Origin of the sequence: Clostridium sp. MF28 (assembly GCF_002969175.1) — a bacterium.
Taxonomy (GTDB): domain Bacteria; phylum Bacillota; class Clostridia; order Clostridiales; family Clostridiaceae; genus Clostridium; species Clostridium beijerinckii.
On record NZ_CP014331.1, the window covers coordinates 186279 to 206890 of the forward strand.

The 20612-nt window shown below is 28.1% G+C and carries 21 protein-coding genes and 1 riboswitch; of the genes, 16 read left to right on the forward strand and 5 right to left on the reverse strand.

Annotated elements, in window-relative coordinates; translation table 11 throughout:
* Positions 1-53: 53 nt before the first annotated feature.
* Both AXY43_RS00750 and AXY43_RS00755 read left to right on the forward strand, forming a co-directional pair.
* Positions 54-629 carry a 3D domain-containing protein gene (locus tag AXY43_RS00750; protein WP_105410774.1) on the forward strand — a complete coding sequence of 192 codons (576 nt, stop codon included), beginning with the start codon at positions 54-56 and terminating at the stop codon, positions 627-629.
* Positions 630-1149: 520 nt separating this feature from the next.
* Positions 1150-3615, forward strand: coding sequence for a bifunctional diguanylate cyclase/phosphodiesterase (locus AXY43_RS00755; protein WP_105410775.1), 2466 nt, complete (start codon positions 1150-1152; stop codon positions 3613-3615).
* Between the two features lie 97 nt (positions 3616-3712).
* On the opposite strand, the gene AXY43_RS00760 is transcribed toward AXY43_RS00755, so the two are convergent.
* From AXY43_RS00760 to AXY43_RS00775, 4 genes are all read right to left on the reverse strand, one after another.
* Positions 3713-4315 (reverse strand): hypothetical protein, encoded by a 603-nt coding sequence (locus tag AXY43_RS00760; protein ID WP_039770914.1) that lies wholly within the window; start codon positions 4313-4315, stop codon positions 3713-3715.
* 167 nt (positions 4316-4482) lie between these two features.
* On the reverse strand, positions 4483-5085 hold the full coding sequence (locus AXY43_RS00765) for a trimeric intracellular cation channel family protein (RefSeq protein WP_023974678.1): 603 nt from the start codon (positions 5083-5085) through the stop codon (positions 4483-4485).
* Between the two features lie 149 nt (positions 5086-5234).
* Positions 5235-5321: riboswitch (glycine riboswitch) on the reverse strand.
* Between the two features lie 50 nt (positions 5322-5371).
* On the reverse strand, positions 5372-7108 hold the full coding sequence (locus AXY43_RS00770) for an ATP-dependent metallopeptidase FtsH/Yme1/Tma family protein (protein ID WP_077869651.1): 1737 nt from the start codon (positions 7106-7108) through the stop codon (positions 5372-5374).
* A 144-nt stretch (positions 7109-7252) separates the two neighbouring features.
* On the reverse strand, positions 7253-7660 hold the full coding sequence (locus tag AXY43_RS00775) for a GtrA family protein (RefSeq protein ID WP_087702041.1): 408 nt from the start codon (positions 7658-7660) through the stop codon (positions 7253-7255).
* Positions 7661-8480: 820 nt separating this feature from the next.
* Here AXY43_RS00775 and AXY43_RS00780 point away from each other — a divergent pair.
* The 7 genes from AXY43_RS00780 (at position 8481) to AXY43_RS00810 (ending at position 13883) form a co-directional block, all read left to right on the forward strand.
* Positions 8481-9395 carry a S66 peptidase family protein gene (locus AXY43_RS00780; protein WP_105410776.1) on the forward strand — a complete coding sequence of 305 codons (915 nt, stop codon included), beginning with the start codon at positions 8481-8483 and terminating at the stop codon, positions 9393-9395.
* A gap of 34 nt (positions 9396-9429) precedes the next feature.
* Entirely contained in the window at positions 9430-10248 is an 819-nt protein-coding gene (locus AXY43_RS00785) for a C40 family peptidase (protein ID WP_039770923.1), read from the forward strand.
* A complete protein-coding gene (locus AXY43_RS27380) occupies positions 10232-10405 on the forward strand; it encodes a hypothetical protein (RefSeq protein WP_243099143.1) in 174 nt (57 codons plus the stop codon). Before AXY43_RS00785 ends, AXY43_RS27380 begins: the two co-directional genes overlap by 17 nt.
* A 452-nt stretch (positions 10406-10857) precedes the next feature.
* A complete protein-coding gene (locus AXY43_RS00795; RefSeq protein WP_017211634.1) occupies positions 10858-11082 on the forward strand; it encodes a FeoA family protein in 225 nt (74 codons plus the stop codon).
* A 53-nt stretch (positions 11083-11135) separates the two neighbouring features.
* Positions 11136-12944: a ferrous iron transport protein B gene (feoB, locus tag AXY43_RS00800; RefSeq protein WP_105410777.1), complete on the forward strand. Its 1809-nt coding sequence runs from the start codon at positions 11136-11138 to the stop codon at positions 12942-12944.
* A 78-nt stretch (positions 12945-13022) separates the two neighbouring features.
* Positions 13023-13211: a FeoB-associated Cys-rich membrane protein gene (locus tag AXY43_RS00805; protein ID WP_017211632.1), complete on the forward strand. Its 189-nt coding sequence runs from the start codon at positions 13023-13025 to the stop codon at positions 13209-13211.
* 150 nt (positions 13212-13361) lie between these two features.
* Entirely contained in the window at positions 13362-13883 is a 522-nt protein-coding gene (locus AXY43_RS00810) for a metal-dependent hydrolase (protein ID WP_105410778.1), read from the forward strand.
* Positions 13884-14187: 304 nt separating this feature from the next.
* Here the strand turns inward: AXY43_RS00810 and AXY43_RS00815 are convergent, their stop codons facing one another.
* On the reverse strand, positions 14188-15147 hold the full coding sequence (locus AXY43_RS00815; protein WP_039770929.1) for a DUF1189 domain-containing protein: 960 nt from the start codon (positions 15145-15147) through the stop codon (positions 14188-14190).
* A 354-nt stretch (positions 15148-15501) separates the two neighbouring features.
* Between AXY43_RS00815 and AXY43_RS00820 the strand changes: the two genes are divergently transcribed.
* The 7 genes from AXY43_RS00820 (at position 15502) to cmk (ending at position 20610) form a co-directional block, all read left to right on the forward strand.
* Complete coding sequence (locus AXY43_RS00820) at positions 15502-15930, forward strand: 6-pyruvoyl trahydropterin synthase family protein (RefSeq protein WP_105410779.1); 429 nt, start codon at positions 15502-15504, stop codon at positions 15928-15930.
* A 12-nt stretch (positions 15931-15942) separates the two neighbouring features.
* Entirely contained in the window at positions 15943-16611 is a 669-nt protein-coding gene (queE, locus tag AXY43_RS00825; protein ID WP_105410780.1) for a putative 7-carboxy-7-deazaguanine synthase QueE, read from the forward strand.
* A gap of 89 nt (positions 16612-16700) precedes the next feature.
* Entirely contained in the window at positions 16701-17294 is a 594-nt protein-coding gene (folE, locus tag AXY43_RS00830; protein WP_023976901.1) for a GTP cyclohydrolase I FolE, read from the forward strand.
* A gap of 71 nt (positions 17295-17365) precedes the next feature.
* Positions 17366-18019, forward strand: coding sequence for a 7-cyano-7-deazaguanine synthase QueC (queC, locus tag AXY43_RS00835; RefSeq protein WP_012058752.1), 654 nt, complete (start codon positions 17366-17368; stop codon positions 18017-18019).
* Between the two features lie 37 nt (positions 18020-18056).
* Positions 18057-18560 (forward strand): preQ(1) synthase, encoded by a 504-nt coding sequence (gene queF / locus AXY43_RS00840; RefSeq protein ID WP_012058753.1) that lies wholly within the window; start codon positions 18057-18059, stop codon positions 18558-18560.
* A gap of 85 nt (positions 18561-18645) precedes the next feature.
* A complete protein-coding gene (locus tag AXY43_RS00845) occupies positions 18646-19869 on the forward strand; it encodes an NAD(P)/FAD-dependent oxidoreductase (protein ID WP_105410781.1) in 1224 nt (407 codons plus the stop codon).
* Positions 19870-19956: 87 nt separating this feature from the next.
* Positions 19957-20610 (forward strand): (d)CMP kinase, encoded by a 654-nt coding sequence (cmk, locus tag AXY43_RS00850; RefSeq protein ID WP_039770933.1) that lies wholly within the window; start codon positions 19957-19959, stop codon positions 20608-20610.
* Positions 20611-20612 lie beyond the last annotated feature (2 nt).

The following is a 20612-nucleotide window of genomic DNA, read 5'->3' on the forward strand; positions in this document are numbered from 1 at the left end:
GAAAGTAACCTAGAATATTATTAGGTCACAAATAAAACACAAGGAGTGGTAATTTGATTAAATTAAAAATAAATGTTATAAAAACTTGTATATTTCTAGGAGTATGTTTGCTAGGATTTGAAACAAACTTTTTAGATCAGCAAACTAAAAATATTCAAATAAATAGAATTGTTACAGGTAGCTATAAAGAAGACTTTAATCTCAAAAAAGAAAGTGCCGATACTGATAAATATGCAGAATCAGTAGAGAAATCAGATGAAGGTTCATCAGATTCAGTAAATACATCATCGGTAAAAAATCAAAAGCAAATAGGTAAACCTATTAAAGCAGAATTAACTGCATATAGTGATGATCCTAGATGTTCGGGAAAATGGAAGTCACAAACAGCAATGCAGACAACAACAAGAATAGGTGTTATTGCGGCCCCATCTAATATACCGCTTGGAAGCAAGATGTATATTCCGGAGTTGGAAAATTATAAGCCTGATGGCATGTTTGATGTTGAAGATAGAGGTGGAGCAATTAAGGTAAAAAAAGATGGCACTTATGTAATAGATGTTTGGGTCCCGTCATATGAAGAGGCTAAACAATTTGGTAGAAAAACTACTACTATATATCTATTAGAATAAGAATAAGTATAAATTTAAAATTACTTTAATATCGGTGATTTTATTTACACAAATATCCTAAGGGAAGTTACATCTTTCAATTTAAATATTTATAAAATTATATGTAATATTGTTAATATTCAATTGGATGAAACCCTTAGGAACTTTTAGAAAAAATATAATAATGATTTTATTATTACAAGCTTAGAGTGAATTTGCTATGTATTAATTTAGATATAGGTGGAATGTTCGCTTATATCTTTTTGTTTTATAATAAATTTTGTATATTATAAGGATATGTTAATGGAAGCATAATGTAATATTTAATAGTACATAGTATACTAATAATATAATCTTAATAAGACTAACTTTCTCAAATTATTTAATATTATAAATAAATGTAATATTGTTGTATTAACTTTTATGATTCAAAACGAAAATTCTGCTAAATTATGTAGAAAAATAATGAATAAGACCTCGTTAAATGGTATAATTGAATATATGTGTATAAAAATCTAATATCAGATTATTGAGGTGAATTATGAAAACCTATAATGTTAAATATAGGGACTTTAAAACTTTACAATTATATGTAAATAGCAATGACATAATGAAATATAATAATATATTAGTACAGGTGTTTTCTGGGATATGCAATAAAGAGTTTATAAATGAAGTAATAAGAAATTTAAAATTATTAATTCCTCAATGCAAAATAGTTGGGGCTACGTCGTCAGGTGAAATACTAAATGGAGATATATTTGAACGGGAGTGCATAATCTCCATAAGTGTTTTTGAGAAAACCATAATTAAATCCATCTTAGTTAAGGATAATATATCTGATTTTAGTAAAGGTGTGAAAATAGCTAATTGTCTAATTAGTACAGATACGAAGGCAATAATATCTTTTGGCGATTCAAGCATTATGGGCGAGGAACTTTTAAATGGGATAAATTCTGTAAATGATCATGTTCTGGTAGCTGGTGGAATTGCTGGGAAGAGCGATCCGGCGTATGAAACATATGTTTTTACAGAAGAGGGAGTAGAAAAAAACGCAGTAGCTGCAGTTGCATTAAAAGGTGAATTTTTAAATGTAAATAACGGAAGTAGTTTTAATTGCATACCTATAGGGAAAGAACACGAGATAACATTGGTAGAAGATAACATAGTAAAAAAGATAGGAACTATATCAGTAAAAGAATTTTATAACAAGTATTTAGGTACTAACAATAATGATCAAATTCTACGTATGGGAAATAAGTTCCCATTAATGGTAAAAAGAAATAACAGATATTTTAGTGCTCACATATTAAAATTCATAAATGCAGAAGAAGCGCTTGTATCTACAAAGCTGGATATTGGTGAAAAAATAAGGATTGGTTTTGGTGACTTAAGAGAGATTTTGCAAAGTGCAAAGGAAATGTATAGCGAGATTACAAGGTGCCCATGTGAGAGTTTATTAATATATTCATGTGATTCAAGAAAAAATATATTTAAGAAAGTAAATGCAAAGGAAATAATACCGTTTAAAGATTTATCTGTAGGTGGTTTTTATACCTTTGGTGAATTTAATAATGTTAATAATAAAAATATGTTTTACACTGAAACAATGACCGTATTAGTACTTTCAGAAGATGTCAATGCAAGAATTAAAATTATATCAGAAATTGATGATGAATACTCTTATTTTAATGAGGAGGATTCAGCATTATACAACCTGATAAAGAATACTGGGGAAGAATTAAATCAATTAAATATAAAATTAGAGGAAAAAATAAAAGAAAAAACAGATGAGTTAGAAAAACAATATTATACGGACAAGTTGACGGGTTTAGAAAATAGAAATAAACTAATTAATGACTTGTGTGTAGAAAAATACACTAAACTTACAATTGTTGATATAAGGTCCTTTAATGATATAAATGATTTTTATGGAAATACAATAGGCGATAAGGTATTGAAGGATATTTCTAAGTTAATTAGTTGTTACTGTAATGAGAATAAATTAAATTCTTACAGAGTGAATTCAGATATATTTGCTATAGCAAGTAGTGATATAGCAAAAGAAGAGTTCATTGCAAGAATACAATTTTTACAAAATGAAATAAACAATCAATGTTTCGTTTACGAAGAAGGTAAGATTTTCTTAACAATTGTAATGGGAGTTGCGTTAGAAGAAGAATTATTATTTGAGAAAGCAGAAATGGCTTTAAATTATGCAAAAAAAAATAAAGAATTATTTCAAATATATAGGGAAGATCTTAACATATATGAGGGAATCAAGGAAAATATAATATGGACTAAAAAAATTAAAGATGCTATAGCTGAAAATAGAATAGTTCCATTTTTTCAACCAATAGTTAATAATAGTTTAAAGACAATTGAGAAATGCGAGGCTTTAATTCGTATGATTGATGAAAACGGAAAAGTTATATCTCCATATTTTTTCTTGGATATAGCAAAAAAAGCTGGATTATATAAAGAACTAACGATAATAATGCTAGAAAAAACTTTTGAAGTTTTAAATAAAACTAATTATGAAATATCTATAAATCTTCTTCTTCAGGATATAATGAACAGCGAAATTAGAGCCCTAATCATAAAAAAATTAAAGAAGGTACGAAACCCTGAGAAGATTGTATTTGAAATAGTTGAATCGGAAGGTATTGAAAATTTTAATGAAGTTACTGAATTTATAAAAGAAGTAAAAAAATATGGATCAAAAATTGCAATTGATGATTTTGGAACTGGTTATTCAAATTTTAACTATCTTATGAAGCTAAATGTAGATTATATAAAGATTGATGGATCAATTATTAAAAATGTTCATAAAGATAAGTCAGCAGAAATTGTTACAAAGACTATAGTATTATTTGCAAAAGAGTTAGGGATAGAAACTATTGCAGAATTTGTATCTGAAGAAGAAATATATAATAAAATAAAAGATTTGAATGTAGATTATTCTCAGGGATATTATTTTTCAGAACCAAAAGAAAATATAGGGTGATTTTCAGGCACCCTATATTTAAGAATGATTGACTTAATAATAATTAATAATACTTTTTGTAGTTGGGGAAATAATGTTTAATGAACTTATTAAGTTGTTAAACATTATTTGCCTTTTTTAATTTAGAAAAATAATATATTAAGCATGTAATAAAGGCACATGTAATCTTTATCATAAGATCGGTTGCAGTATCTTCAAGACTTCCATTTGTCATATCAGTTTTAAAAAAATAATCTGCTAAGAATTCATATATCTCCCAGATGGTACCTATTGCAATTGTGAAACAAAAGGCAAATATTAAGGTGAATTTAGAAAATTTTTCCTTGGTTGTATTTTTAGTTTTTTCTATAATTCCCTGTAAAAGATGTACTCCAATTATAACCCCATATACACCAAATATACCATGAAGAAATAAATCCCACCACCAGAACATACTATAGAACTTTAAAGTTTCTCCTAGATATAAAGTAGCAAATATAAATATTATTGATGCTGATAAAAAACTAGATGGAAGGGTTATTTTGTTAGAATTAGCAACTTTAAGAACGATAAAAGGAATAAATATGCTTATAGCATCCCAGAGTAAAAAAAGTAGATAACTCCACGGATTTGATGAGGCGGTCCTAATAGCCGTAATAATAATTAATATTTCAAGTAATATTGCTAATATTACGCCAATTTTACTGCTTTTGTTAATCATTAAAATCAACCCCTTTTTAATGTATATACTTATAAATATTTATAGGGAGTCTAAATCTAATGATATCTTTTCCTTTTTTATATAAAAATATGTGCATTTAGGAATAGGCTTGTCCTAGAGTAAACTGCTTTTATATTAATTTACTCTAGTAGGAGGCCTTTCTATAATTAATTCTTATGAATTACAGGAAGATTTATTTTTTTTATATAACAAATCATTCTGATTGAAAAAATAACGATTAATGATATATGCTGGGATACATGAGTTCCTAAAAGAGGATATAGAAACCACAGTAAAATTGAACCAAGGATACATGCAATGCAGTAAACATCAGTTTTAAAAATTTCAGGCTTTCTATTGGTAATTATATCTCTAAGTACGCCTCCACCAACCCCAGTAATGCTTGTAGCAAATAGAAATAGCATTAAATTATAGCCACTTTCAAGAGCTTTAATTCCAGAAGAGACAGAAAAAGCTGAAAGCCCTATTGCATCTATTATCACAAACATATTATTATATTTTAGTTTTCCACGAAGTATAACAGGAATTGTTGCACCTAAAATGATAAAAGGAATAGTTGTATAGTTTTCAAAAAATAATGGAATTCCAACATCCGTTACAATATCACGGAGAACTCCTCCTCCCATAGCTGTGACAGTAGCGAGAATATATATACCGAATAAGTCGAATTTTTCCTCAATTGCAACATGAGCCCCAGATGCTGCAAATGCAAATATGCCTAGATACTCCAATATATTAATATCATTCATAAATCAAACACCTCTTTCAATTAAATTTTATGCATAAAAATAGACGAATTGCATAAACAATTCGCCTCTGTTATTTTACCTGAAAGATTCTCTTTTAATAGTTAACTAAAAAGATTGCTTCTTGGGTGTCATAAGACTTTCCAGAGTTTCGTCAGAATTCGGTCCTTTTGCCTGAGAGTTTGTTGCGATTTCACCTTCGGCTCTACATTGCTTGTAGCATCTCCCAAATTCGTCACACGATTACTATAATTAATCAGAAATATTATAAATTAGTTTTAATAGCATGTCAAACTAATTTATTCAATTCATCTTCGTGTAAAGTTTCTTTTTCTAATAATTCTATAGCAATCTTATCAAGAGAAGCTCTATTTTTATTTAAAAGTTTCAGTGTTTCATTGTATAGATCGTTAACAATATTTTTACATTCTTCAATAACAGGATTTCCATAACTACTATATAAAGGACCTACACTTGATAGATTTATAAGCCCTAAGGTTTCTCCCATACCATACTCAGTAACCATTTTTAAAGCAATATCAGTAGTTTGAGATATATCTCCATGCGCTCCAGTAGAAATTTTATCTTTACCAAAAATTATTTCTTCTGCAGCTCTACCACCTAGTGAAACTTTAATTTTATTTTTCAAATAATCTATTCTGTGGTAATTGGTATCTTCAGGAATAGATAATGTATAACCTCCAGCACCTTTTGTTGTCGGTATAATTGTTATTTTAGAAACTTTATCCTGTGGAAGTAATAGCATATTAACTAATCCATGCCCTGCCTCATGATATGCAGTAAGAAGTTTATCTTCTTCTTTAAGATAACTTCTTTCTTTTTTTTCGTGGCCAGCTAAAGTTATAGAATATGCGTTTTCTATATGGTCATAAGTTATATAATCACTGTTGTCTTTGGCTGCTAATATAGCACTTTCATTAACTAAACTTTCTAGCTTTGCACCAGAAAAATATACTGTTTTTTTAGCTATATCTTTAATATCAATATTTTCATGTGGTTTGTTCTTTAAATGAAGAGATAAGATCTTTTCTCTTGCATTAACATCTGGCAATGCAACTTCTATATGTCTATCAAACCTTCCTGGTCTAAGAAGAGCTTTGTCCAACATATCAAGTCTATTTGTAGCTGCAATTACTACAATTCCTTCTTCTTGTCCAAATCCAGACATTTCAGTTAAAAGCGCATTTAATGTTTGATCTTTTTCATCGTTACTAGATCCGTTTTTTCCATTACCTCTTGCTTTACCTATAGCATCGATCTCGTCAATAAATATTACAGCTTTTCCTTGAGATTTTGCTTTCTTAAATAAATTTCTTACTCTTGCAGCACCAACTCCAACATATACTTGGACAAAATCAGAACCACTGAGCGCATAAAATGGAACTCCCGCTTCACCTGCAACTGCTTTTGCAAGTAATGTCTTACCTGTACCTGGATCACCGTAAAGAATAACGCCCTTTGGCATTCTAGCACCATACTTTTGATACTTTTCTGGGTTCTTAAGAAAATCTACAACATCCATTAAACTTTCTTTAGCTTCTTCATTTCCAGCTACAGCATCAAAATTTAGGGCTGCTTTCTTATCTTTGCTAAAATCTTGCATTTCCATCGATGTTACAGAAGAAACGCCACCTTTTGATTTATATACAAGCATCGCAACTATTGCAAAAAGTGATAATCCTAAAATTCCAGAAGGAATAGTTTTTGAAATAGGGGGAGTGGTCTCGTCCTTAACTTCTATTCCATTTAGTAATAGCTTTTCTTTTAAAGTATCAGTATGCGGATTATCTGTAGAGTATTTATCACCGCTATTTAGTATTACAGTCATTTTAGGAGAAGTATCAACTATTACAGTTGATATTTTATTAGAATTAAGATCTTCAGTAAAATAAGAATAACCTTTATTAACTACCTTTGAATTTATTGATGTTACTACCATTACTATAAGAGACAGGATAGCTGTTATTATAGGAATAATAATATAGTATTTTTTTATCTTATTCATTAAGTACCTCCAATTTCTTAAAAGATGACTTAAGGCATACATATTTATAACTTATTTTGTAAGCCTAATATTGATTATACAGGTTTAAAATTAGAAGTCTAATTTCTTTCATTGATTTTACCAATGTAATTTTTGGAGAAATACTCAATCAACTTTTTTTCTGAATGCAAAAAATTTCATTAATATAAATGTGATTGGAACGCCTATGATTGCGGCTAATAAATAAGCAATAAGTTTATTTAATCCCATGAAATTAAAAACTATTATTACAACTATATTTTGGATAATAAAATTTGGGATATAGGATATTGCAAATTTTATAAATTTATTTAATTGTAGTTTTTCTTTAAAAGTTATAAGACTATTCAATAAATACGATATAATCAAACCCGAAATATAGCCAACTATAAATGCTATATTCTCATTTAAAAAACTTGAATATATATAAGAAAAAACAGTTCCGTTAAATGTATTTATAACCCCTATTATTAAAAAAGTAACAAATTCTTTTGTATAGAAAGTGTTTTTGAATTTTTGAACTATATTATCCATAAGTTTCCTCCTGCAAATTTTCTCATCTATGCTAATTAATTTAGTAAAGATGAGAAATCTTATTTTTTATTTAATTTCATTATGTATTTTCTGAATATATTTTAGTATTATTCAAATGAATAAGAGTTGAAGCTTACTATAAACCATATTGATGAAACCATGAACTTATAATTAACATAAGTCCAATGGAACAATCCCCTTAAAAATAAGCTAGTATCTATAAACTTGTATTAATGATTATAAAGAGCGTTTGTCAATAGGTTTATAATTATAATGATTATCCATTATATCAACGCAAAGATACTCTATCAGTCTTATAGAAATTAAAGTTGTTTATTACCCTTTTAAGAAACGAATTACTCTGGCTGAAGTGTCTTATTCAGCAATCAATATTACTTCAACTATAATATTGTTAAACAAATATATCAATAAAATTGATATATTTATTGTAAATCTATATTAATATGCAGTAGCGTTAACCTAAACATAGATTACTAAAATACTTATGTATATTTTAACTATATACATTATTTCTGAATAAACGCTGAACAGATTTCAAGAACTAGCTTTATTTAAAAGTTCATTCCAATAGTAATATTTCTACGTTATATTACATCGTAGAGTCTTAGAGTCTACAAAAATTTTAAGTATATATTATAAAGTATATTGGTTATTCATATAATTAAATAGATTTGGCAAATGATTATGAAATATCATTGTATTGCAAAATATTATTCATGTAATTTTTAGTAAACTATATTAAATACAATGGTCGTTTTATTTAAATTTGAATATAAAAATATACAAGTGAGGTATATATATGATAAGACCAAGGCCTTTAAAGAAAGGTGATAGAATAGGATTAATTGCAGCCTCAAGTCCAACAAAACCAGATAGAATAAAACCCTCAATTAAAGCTATGGAAGAGCTGGGGTTTGAAGTTGTTTTAGGGAAAAGTTGCAAGTGTTATCATGGATATTTATCTGGAAGTGATGAAATAAGAGCAAATGATATTAATAAAATGTTTGATGATAAGACTATAAAAGGTATTTTTGCAATAAGGGGCGGATATGGAGCAGGAAGACTTTTGAGCATGCTGGATTACAATATGATAAAAAGAAATCCGAAGGTTTTTGCAGGATATAGTGATGTTACAGCTCTTCATACTGTATTTAATGAAAAATGTAAATTTATAACTTTTCATACTCCAATGATATCAACCGAATTTTATAAAGGTGTAGATGATTATACAATGGATTATTTTATAAAAAATATATTTAGTGATAAGCCATTAGGAATACTAAAAAATCCAGATGGACAAGAAATAAAAACTTTAGTAAATGGAAAAGCAATAGGGAAATTGGTTGGGGGAAATCTTTCTTTAGTTGCATCATCTATGGGAACTCCATATGAACTAGATACAAAAGGAAAGATATTATTCTTAGAAGAGGTAGATGAATATCCATATAAAATAGATCGGATGTTACTTCAATTAAAACAGTGTAGAAAATTTAAAGATGCTGCAGGCATTATTTTAGGTTCATGGACTGGTTGTGATCCAATAGAAGGGAATAACAGTTTAACATTAATGGAGATATTTGAAGAATTGATAAAGCCAGAAAATACTCCAACAATTTATAATTTGGCTTGCGGACATTGTGCTCCTACTATAAGTATTCCATTAGGAGCAAGAGTAAAGATAAATGGAGAAAGAAGCGAAATAGTTATTCTTTAATTTATTATCAAACATTATACATTGGAGTGATTTGATGAAAAATGCAATAGTTAATAATACTATAGGAATGTTAAAACGTGAGCCAAAAAATAATTCAGAAAGCGTAGATGAAGTGCTATTTGGAATGAATGTTGAAATACTCAAGGAGGAATTTAATAATTGGTTTTATGTAAGAACTCGCTACAATTACGAAGGATATATTAATGGTATTTATTTAATAATAAATGATAAATTATCAGAAAAATGGGAAGCAGAAAAAAATTCAATAGTTATTAATTCTTTTGCAGATATTCTTAATAAACCGCAAGCATCTGGATTTCCAATTGCAACACTGACAAGAGGAGCTAATTTAATTTCTACCTACGAATGCAGCAAAGATAATAAGTTTACAAAAGTTATATTACCTAATCTTAGTATGGGCTGGATAAGAAGTAGTTTCATATCCAATTTGAAGAGCGGTTATGATATAAATGATGAAGAAGGTCTTAGGAATAATTTAGTATCATCGGCTGTATCCTATATTGGAACACAGTATAGGTGGGGAGGGAAAACTCCTCTTGGAATCGATTGCTCGGGCCTCTGCTCTATGGCATATATGTTGAATGGGATTCTAATTTATAGAGATGCAAAGATTAAAGAAGGTTTTCCTATTAAAGAAATAACATTTAAGCAAATAAAAAAAGGAGATCTAATATTTTTTCCAGGACATGTTGCTATGTACTTAGGCGATGGCAAATATATACATTCATCAACAAGTAATGATGTAGTAAAAATAAATAGTTTTAATAAAAATTCAAATGACTATAATGAAGATCTAGATAGAAGTTTAAAACGATTTGGAAGTATATTTTAAAACTGATTTCATAAATTATGTAATTTGGTGGTATAATGCATTAGCAATGCAAAGAGCTGTTAACAGAGGATGGATAAATCCTTATGATTCGCCACTTAAACAATTAGCAAATTCTTATAGTGAATCAAAGCATATAATTAGCGAGATCAAAGAATAGTAAAAAGATTTCAAGAAAGGTGCCTATTTGTAATATTAAGGCGCCTTTTTTAAGTACTTAAATAAATATTAATTTTTAAATAAAATGATCATTGAAATATTTGAAATAGTTAGTAATTTAATCAATAATTTTGAAATATATCTATTTATAGAAAATCAAATAATTATAAATTTTAAGCAATTTTTCTAAATATACTTATATATTTGATTTATATAATCATAAGTAATAGAATAGCAATATAAATTGCTAAATATATACAATTGATTGTTTGATCTAAAATATTATTTGTGCTAAATTGTATGCAAATTAATTTCGCATTGCTGTATGAGAAAAAAGCAACTTAAATATATTAAAAATATGAGTAAATATACCAATTTCATATTGATTATTATAGACAATAATGATATTCTTAATTATATGATAAATAATTTCATTTAGGAGGTGTCATTATTATGAGTATTTGCAGTTTAAATCCGGGGGAGAAAGGAATAATTTCATCTATTAAAGGAGATTCAAAATTAGTTAAGAGATTATTTGCGTTAGGATGCATCGAAGGAACTGAGGTTGAACTTAGGAGAACAGCACCACTTGGTGATCCAATTATTATAAACTTTAGAGGTTTTGATTTAGCTATTAGAAAAAAGGATGCTAAGAATATACTATTAAAAAAATTATAATAATTGGGGCTTAAATATTTTAATTATTAGCAAAATAGGGGAGACTTAAATAAATGATAAACGTAGCTTTACTTGGTAATCCTAATGTAGGAAAAACTACATTATATAATTTACTCACTGGCTCTAATCAGTATGTTGGTAATTGGCCAGGTGTAACTGTAGATAAAAAAGAGGTTTTTCTTTTTGAAAGTATAAAAATTGTTGACTTGCCGGGAATATATGCAATGGACACTTTCTCAAATGAAGAAAAAGTGTCCAAGCAATTTTTAGAAGAAGGTGATGTTGATTTAATATTAAATATTGTTGATGCATCTAATCTAAATAGAAATTTATATCTTACAACTCAACTTAAACAATTTAATAAACCCATAATATTAGCCTTAAATATGATTGATGTTTGTGAAAATAAAGGAATTGTTATTGATTATGATAAGTTGTCTAAAGAACTAGATGTTGAAGTAATTCCAATTATTGCAGGAAAAAATATAGGAGTAGATAAAGTTAAGGAAAGACTTAAAGAAGGAAACTTTACTAAACCATTGAATCATAGAAAGTTTGATTTTTCATCTGAAAAAGAAGCGTATAAATTTATAGAAAATGTATTAAAATCGTGTGTGGCAATAAAGGAAAACTTGCAAGAAAGTGTTACTGAGAAACTTGATAAGTTTGTTCTACATCCAGTTCTAGCATACCCTATTTTTCTTTTACTTATGGCTTTAATGTTTCAGTTGACGTTTTCTTGGGTTGGACAACCGATTTCGGATTTCTTAGATGACCTTTTAAATAATAATATTATACCGACTGCTCACCAACTATTATCCAATTCTTCTGATTGGTTTAGTTCTCTAATTGTAGATGGTATTATTTCAGGTGTTGGAGGAATTATAGTGTTGCTTCCAATAATATTAGTATTATTTATATGTATAACTATTTTGGAAGATAGCGGCTATATGGCTAGAGTCGCATTTATGATGGATAAATTGATGAGAAAGATGGGGCTTTCTGGAAAAGCTTTTATTCCTATGATAATAGGTTTTGGATGTACAGTTCCAGCAATTATGACTGCTAGAACTTTAGAAAGTGAAAAAGATAGAAAACTTACAGCATTGCTAGTTCCATTTATGTCATGTAACGCTAGACTTCCAGTTTATACTGTATTCGCGGCTGTATTCTTTGAATCTCATAGAGGATTAGTGGTATCTTCACTATATTTAATTGGAGTCTTAGTAGCATTTTTGCTTGGTATTTTATTCAAAAATACATATTTCAAAAAAGATGAAGAACCTTTTATAATTGAAATTCCTGAGTATAAGATGCCTAAAATATCATCTATATATAAACAAACATTAGATAAAGCTAGCGGTTTTTTACAAAAAGCTGCAACTATTATTTTTGCAATGAGCGTAGTAGTATGGTTTTTATCTAACTTTAATCTTCATGGTATGGTGAATCAAGTTGATGATAGTATATTAGCATCAATAGGCAATGTTCTCGCACCAGTTTTTAAACCTTTAGGTTTTGGTAATTGGCAATCCGCAGTATCATTACTTTCAGGACTATTAGCTAAAGAATCAGTTTTAGCTTCTATGCAAGTAATTTTTGCAGGGGATTTATCGGTGATTTTACCAATTCATTTCACTAATATTTCTGCATATGCTTTTTTAGTTTTTATACTACTATATACTCCATGTATATCAACAATTGGTACGATGCAAAAAGAATATGGAAATAAATTAACTTTGTTTTCAATTTTCTTTCAGTTAATTGTCGCATGGATTGCTTCTTTCTTAGTATTTAATTTGGGTGGTTTTCTTTATAACCTTGTGCATTTATTTTTAAAAATGAATAGTTTGTTTTTTTAATAATTGTTAAGAATATGATTAAGTATCATTATCAAGACTTAAATCATACTTTTATAATAGCAGGTAGGTGAAGCTTAAATGATAGAAATATTAATCACGATTATAATAATTTCTTTTGCTGGATTTATAATCTTTAAATCTTTTAAGAATTCTTCAAAAGGAAAATGCAACTGTGGATGTAAGGGCTGTAAATCTGAGAAAATCTGTTCAGACAAAAGTAATACAGGTATAAAAATTGTTCAAACAAATAAGCCTAATAATCAATAATAAAAAATATTAAATATATAAACTTATCCACTAAAAGCATAGCGTTTTAGTGGATTTTTCTTTAAACTATAAAATGATTTATAGTATAATAACAAAATGAAGAAATTTAAACCTAAGATAAAATAAGAAACCGAAAGTAGGAATTAAAAAATGAATTACAAAACACATATAAATGGTGGAATACTATTAGGATTATATACGAATTGCCAATTGGCAAATATACCACTTATGTCTACGGCAGTATTACTTGGAGGAGCTTTTGTTGGTAGTATATTCCCAGATATAGATCATGGAAATAGTTATATTGGGAAAAAAACTAAAGGGGTATCAAAAGCAATAAATAAATTGGCTGGCCATAGAAAGTTATTTCATGCGCCACTTGTATATTTGTTTTTATATTCGACTGCCATTGGTATGTTTACAGATAAGCTTATGTTAATTGGAATAAAGGGGATATTCTTAGGAATATTTTCTCATTTAGTTCTAGATAGCCTAACGATTGGAGGATTGCCATGGTTTTACCCGTTTAGTAAAAAGAGGTTTTCTATTTGTATGATAAAGACAAATAGTAAAATTGAGGATATATTATGTGGAATGCTTATATGTATTAATATAGTAATGCTACTTGACATGCTTCACATAACTTCAATATTTACATTCACTCATAGATAAAATATAAAAAAAATCGCAGGCGACTGTGGAGCTGAAGATTTTTTTCACGCATCTGCCTTTTCGAACGCATGTGAGAAAAATTTGGCAGGCGAATATGATTTGTTTTTTATTCTTTTATAGTTATTAACCCTAGTAAAATATACTACTATAAAGTTATCAACAGATTTAATTGCATTATAATTCCCTAAAGAATAAAAATATCCTAAAGATTGATTAGTAAATCTTTAGGATATTTTTATAAGGTGCATTATGTTGGAAACAACAAATAGCATATTTTAAGAATTTAATAGCATATAATATAATTTTACTTCATAAAATTCAATTCAGATTTATCACTATTTTTAATTTCTCTTATGGCCAAGCTACAATAGATTAATGTAATAATGGAGAATATAAGGAAAAATTCTGGCATTATTATTCCAGCAACATGTATTAAGGCTTCAAGTAAAAGTGGTAAACTCATCGCATAGAAACTTAAAGTACAAGCTCTAGAGTATTTTAGTTTTACTCCCATAAATGAACCTATAGAAACAGCAAATGGACCAAATATTAAGAATCCTAAAATCAAATTAGTAATAAAGGAATTAATAGGATTAACAACAAAAAAAACTATCGGTGTAAGTATTTTAATTATGGAAAGATAGTATCCTGAATTTTCGTTATTAATATTTATACTTGAAAAATCAGAAAAGTTGATAGTTCCAACTGTTCTATAATCTTTTCTAAGATATATGTTATTAGAATCAAGAAATACAGCATCTTTGTAAGAATTTAGAATATTTTTGTCAGTTTTACCTTTAGTATCAATAATAAAAGTATAATAATTTGATTGATCAGTACTTACGCTGAGCATTGAGTCATCGATACTAAAAGTTGAGGAATCATTTTCAAGGTTGTCCTGAATACTTATGGCATCAGAGTCAAGTGAATTTACTGTATTTATGTTTCCAATAAAACTTGATATTAAATAAAATAGAAAATCACCTTCATGTTTATTGTAAATAGTTTCATCTGAATCAACAGATAATACGCCATTCTTAAATTCAAAATTTGGTGCATTATTTGAAAGATCATTTTGTACTACCGATATTTCGCTAGCAATCATATTTATTTCCTTAACATTAGTTATTACTGAAAATAGTAATGTAACAAGAAAAACATATAATATTGACTTTCTAAGTCCTTGTGCTAAGAATTCGCTGTATGCTTCAAAATTAAAGAAACTATAAGCGAATTTATCTTTAAATCCCATTATTTTTTTCAAAAAAAGACCTCCTAAAAGAAAAGTTAGATAAATTTAACTGATTCTTGATAATTATAACACATTGGATAAAAATACAATAGAAAGTTTGCATAATTAAATGAAATATGTTATCATTACCAATATCAAAAAAATTTATGAAAAATTAAATACGGACAGTTCATTAAGACCATCCTGTCATTAAAAAAAACTAGGCATTTTAATTTTGAATTATTTTAATTTAAGATTAATTTTGTTGCGCTAGTTTTAGATGTTACAAAATTAATCTTTTTTATATTTAAATGGAAAGTTAATTTATGGATAAGCCTTATAAAACTGATTTCGAAAATTTTATAGAAATTATGTGAGGAGAAAAATATGTTTAAAATAAAAAGTGAAGTACAATTTGATATGGCACATTATTTAAGTGGGTATGAAGGAAAATGTTCTAACATTCATGGCCATAGATATAAATTAATTGCAAAACTAAAATCTGAAAAGTTACATCAAGATGGTCAGCTTAGGGGAATGGTAGATGATTTCGGAAATTTTAAAAACATATTAAAAGAGATTGCAGAAACTTTTGACCATAAATTAATTATTGAAAATAATGAAGATGGGAAAGCTTTGGTTAAGAAGTTGGAAGAACTACAAAATAATTTCAACATTTATTTGGTTGACTATAGACCTACAGCAGAAGAAATGTCTAGAGATATTTTTAATAGATTAAAAGCTAAAGGATTGTCAGTGTGTGAAGTAGAATTATTTGAAACTCCTAATAATAGCTGCATTTATACAGAGGACTAATGGAGGGAAATTATGTTTAATATAATTGAAAAATTTTTATCAATAGATGGGGAAGGTCCTACTTCTGGTGAACTTGCAACATTTATAAGATTTCAAGGTTGTAATTTAAGATGTTCTTGGTGCGATACAACTTATTCATGGGATAAAGAAAATACTTCAGAAGTTCTAACTGCAGAAGAAATTTACAAGTATATAAAAGAAAATAAAGTTACTAATGTTACTTTAACTGGTGGAGAGCCACTTATTCAAAAAAATATACATGAATTACTAGAACTTTTGAACTCAGATGATAACTTAAAAGTTCATATAGAAACAAATGGTGCTGTTAACATAGGAACTTTTAAAAATAAATTTATAAATAATAATATCAGTTATATTATAGACTTTAAACTTCCTAGCAGTAATATGATGGATAGAATGGATTTCAATAATTTAAGTATTATAGAATCCGGTGATGTTTATAAATTTGTGATAGGAAGTAAGGAAGATTTACAAATAGCATACGAAATAATATGTAAGTACAATTTAACATCAAAATGCTTTGTTTATTTGAGTCCAGTTTCGGGAAACATAGAAATGCAAGAAATTGTAGAATTTATGAAAGATAAAAATTTGAATAAAGTAAGATTGCAAGTACAATTACATAAAATTATCTGGGATAAAAATGCACGCGGAGTTTAATAATTAAGTGGTTATTATATATAATATAGACTAGCTTATAGTAAATTTTATTTTTATAAAAGGTTTAGAAATACAAGGAGGCTTAAGTTATGCCAAAGAAGATAGATACAAAAAAGATAGAAGAATGTATAAGAGAAATTATTGTTGCTTTAGGAGATGATCCTGATAGGGAAGGATTACTAGATACACCTAAAAGGGTATCAAAAATGTATGAAGAAGTTTTTCAAGGAATGACACTTTCAAACAGAGAAATAGCAGAAGCGTTTGGAACCACATTTGAGAATGAAGATTATGACTCAGAAACTCATAATAATATGGTTGTGGTTAAGGAGATACCAATTCATAGTTATTGTGAACATCACTTAGCGCTTATGTATAATATGAAGGTTACAGTAGTATATATACCAAAAGATAAGATAATTGGTCTTAGTAAAATTTCAAGAATTGCAGATATGGTTGGGAGAAGACTTCAACTTCAAGAACGTATTGGAACAGATATAGCAGAAATAGTTTCTATGGTTACAAAAAGTAGTGATGTTGGTGTACTTATAACTGGAGAGCATGGATGTATGACTTCAAGAGGAATAAAAAAACCTGGAACATTGACTACAACAACTACTTTTACAGGAAAATTTCAAACTAATGATCTACTAAGACAAGAAGCTTTACTAATTATGAGATAAGTAACGAACGAAGAAGCAGTAGTGCTTTGGTATATTTCTATTTAATTAATTTATTTTAGGAGGTTTTGAATATGAGTAATAAAGCAGTAGTTGTATTTAGTGGAGGACAAGATTCTACTACATGTCTATTTTGGGCATTAAAGGAATTCGATGAGGTTATAGCGGTAACTTTTGATTATAATCAAAAACATAGAAAAGAAATAGAGTGTGCAACTAGTATAGCAAAGGAGTTAGGAATAGAGCATCATATATTAGATATGGGGCTTCTTAATCAATTAGCCCCTAATGCGCTTACAAGAAATGATATAGAAATAAAAGCTGGAGAAAATGGTTCCCTTCCATCAACATTTGTTGAAGGTCGTAATATGCTATTCTTAACTTTTGCAGGAGTATTGGCCAAAGTAAAAGGCGCAAAACATATAGTAACAGGAGTGTGTGAGACTGATTTTAGTGGATACCCTGATTGTAGGGATATATTCATAAAATCTCTTAATGTAACTTTAAATTTAGCAATGGATTATAATTTTGTAGTTCATACCCCATTAATGTGGATAGATAAAGCTGAGACATGGAAGATGGCAGATGATTTTGGCAAGTTAGACTATATAAGAGAAAAGACTCTTACTTGCTATAAAGGAATTGTTGGCGACGGTTGTGGAGAATGTCCTGCTTGTAAGCTTAGAAAAAATGGTTTAGATAAGTATTTAGAAAGTAAGAAAAATTAAAATATAAAATATAAAATGAATTTAAGGAGAAAGAACAATGAGTGAAAGTGGAAGAAAATCAAAAGAACTTGAGGGGATAACATTGCTCGGAAATCAAGGAACAAAATATGATTATGGATATACCCCTGAAGTATTAGAGGTTTTTGAAAATAAACACCCAGATAATGATTATTTTGTAAAATTTAATTGCCCTGAATTTACAAGTTTATGCCCAATTACAGGTCAGCCAGATTTTGCAACAATCTATATAAGTTATATACCAAACATAAAGATGGTAGAAAGTAAATCGCTAAAACTATATCTTTTTAGTTTTAGAAATCATGGAGATTTTCATGAAGATTGTATGAATATTATAATGAAAGACTTAATAAAACTTATGGATCCAAAATATATTGAAGTATGGGGAAAATTTACACCAAGAGGTGGTATAAGTATAGATCCTTATTGCAATTATGGAATGAAAGGAACTAAGTTTGAGGATATGGCTAATTATAGAATGATGAATCATGATATGTATCCTGAGAAAGTAGATAATAGATAATAACCTAATGTATTGCATAAATGATTTATATTAATTAGCAAAGCAATGACTGCAATACATTTTTATTAAGGAGCTGATATTTAAATTGAGTAAAGTAATTGTTATAGGTGCAGGGCCTGCAGGAATGATGGCTGCTATACAAGCAGCAAAGAAACATGATGTAATATTATTAGATGGTAATGAAAGAATTGGAAAAAAGCTTTTCATTACTGGAAAAGGCAGATGTAATGTTACAAATGCAAAAGATATATCTGAGTTTTTTGAGTATATTCCAGGTAATCCTCATTTTCTTTATAGTTCATTATATAGTTTCACCAATAATGATACAATGAATTTTTTTGAAAACGAAGGAATTAAATTAAAAATCGAAAGAGGAGACAGAGTTTTCCCAGAATCTGATAAGTCTTCAGATATAATAAGAGGATTATCAAACGCTTTAAGTAGAACTAATGTAAAAATAAGATTAAAGTCAAAGGTTACTAATATAGAATTTAAAAGTAATAGAATTATAGCAGTAGAAATTAATAATGAAGAACGATTATATGGAGATCATTTTATTTTTGCGACAGGTGGTGCATCATATCCACTTACTGGTTCAAGAGGAGAAGGGCAAAAATTCGCAAGTGTGCTTGGCCATAATGTTACTCAATTAATGCCAGCTCTTGTTCCGATAGAAGTTGTTGATTCCAAAACAAAAGAATTGATGGGCTTGTCATTAAAAAATGTGGAAGTTATAATTAAAGAAAATGACAAGAAAGTAGTTTATAAGAATTTTGGTGAAATGTTATTTACCCATTTTGGAGTTTCAGGGCCCCTTATATTAAGTGGAAGTAGATTTATAGAAAAAGGAAAAAGATATACTTTGCATATAGATTTAAAACCTGCATTAAATTTAGGAGAATTAGATAAACGTATCCAAAAGGATTTTAATAAATATTTAAATAAAGATTTCAAAAATTCTTTAGACGAGTTATTACCACAAAAATTAATTCCCGTGATTATAAATAACTCAGGAATATTAGAAAATAAAAAAGTAAATGAAATAACGAGAGAGGAAAGAAAGACTTTAGTAAATGCTATTAAGGATTTAAGCTTTGATATAAAAGGATTAAGGCCTATAGATGAAGCAATTGTAACTTCAGGAGGTGTAGATATAAAAGAAATTGATCCGTCTACCATGAAGTCTAAAATAATAGAAAATCTTTCGTTTGCAGGAGAAGTTATGGATGTAGATGCTTTTACAGGTGGTTATAATGTACAAATAGCTTTTTCTACAGGATTTATAGCAGGAAGTAATATTTTGATATAAAAAATATTTCCTTGTTTGGAAAGGTAAAAAATTATATAATCTTAATGAAGGCATAAATTTATAGGATTTGGAAATGAGGAGAAAGTTTTGAAAATTTCAGTAGCAATAGATGGACCGGCTGGAGCAGGAAAAAGCACTATAGCAAAATTGGTTTCTAAGAGGTTTGATCTTATGTATATAAATACAGGAGCAATGTATAGAGCTGTGGCGCTAAAAGCACAAGAACAAAACTTGGAACCAGAAAATGTTCAAGAAATTTGTAATATAATAAAAACTATGGAAATGCATTTTGAAAATGATGATTTGATTTTAAATGGCGAAAATATACAGGATAAAATAACTACTCCAAACATAAGTAGTATTGTATCTGGATATGCTAGTATTTCGGAAGTTAGAGCTATTCTTGTAAAACTTCAAAGAGAAATGTCAAGCAAATTTAGTGTAATAATGGATGGAAGAGATATTGGAACCGTTGTTCTAAAAGATGCAAATTTTAAGTTTTTCTTAACAGCTAGTCCAGAACAAAGAGCAACTAGGCGATTTAAAGAATTGCAAGAAAGAAATATAGAGTGTTCTTATGATCAAATACTAAAAGATATAATAGATAGAGATCATAAGGATACTCATAGGGCTACAGATCCGCTGAAAAAAGCAGAGGATGCAATTGAGATTGATTCTACTAATTTAGACATTAATGGTGTTGTTAATGTAATTGCAGAGTACATAGGAAAAGGAAAGTAACA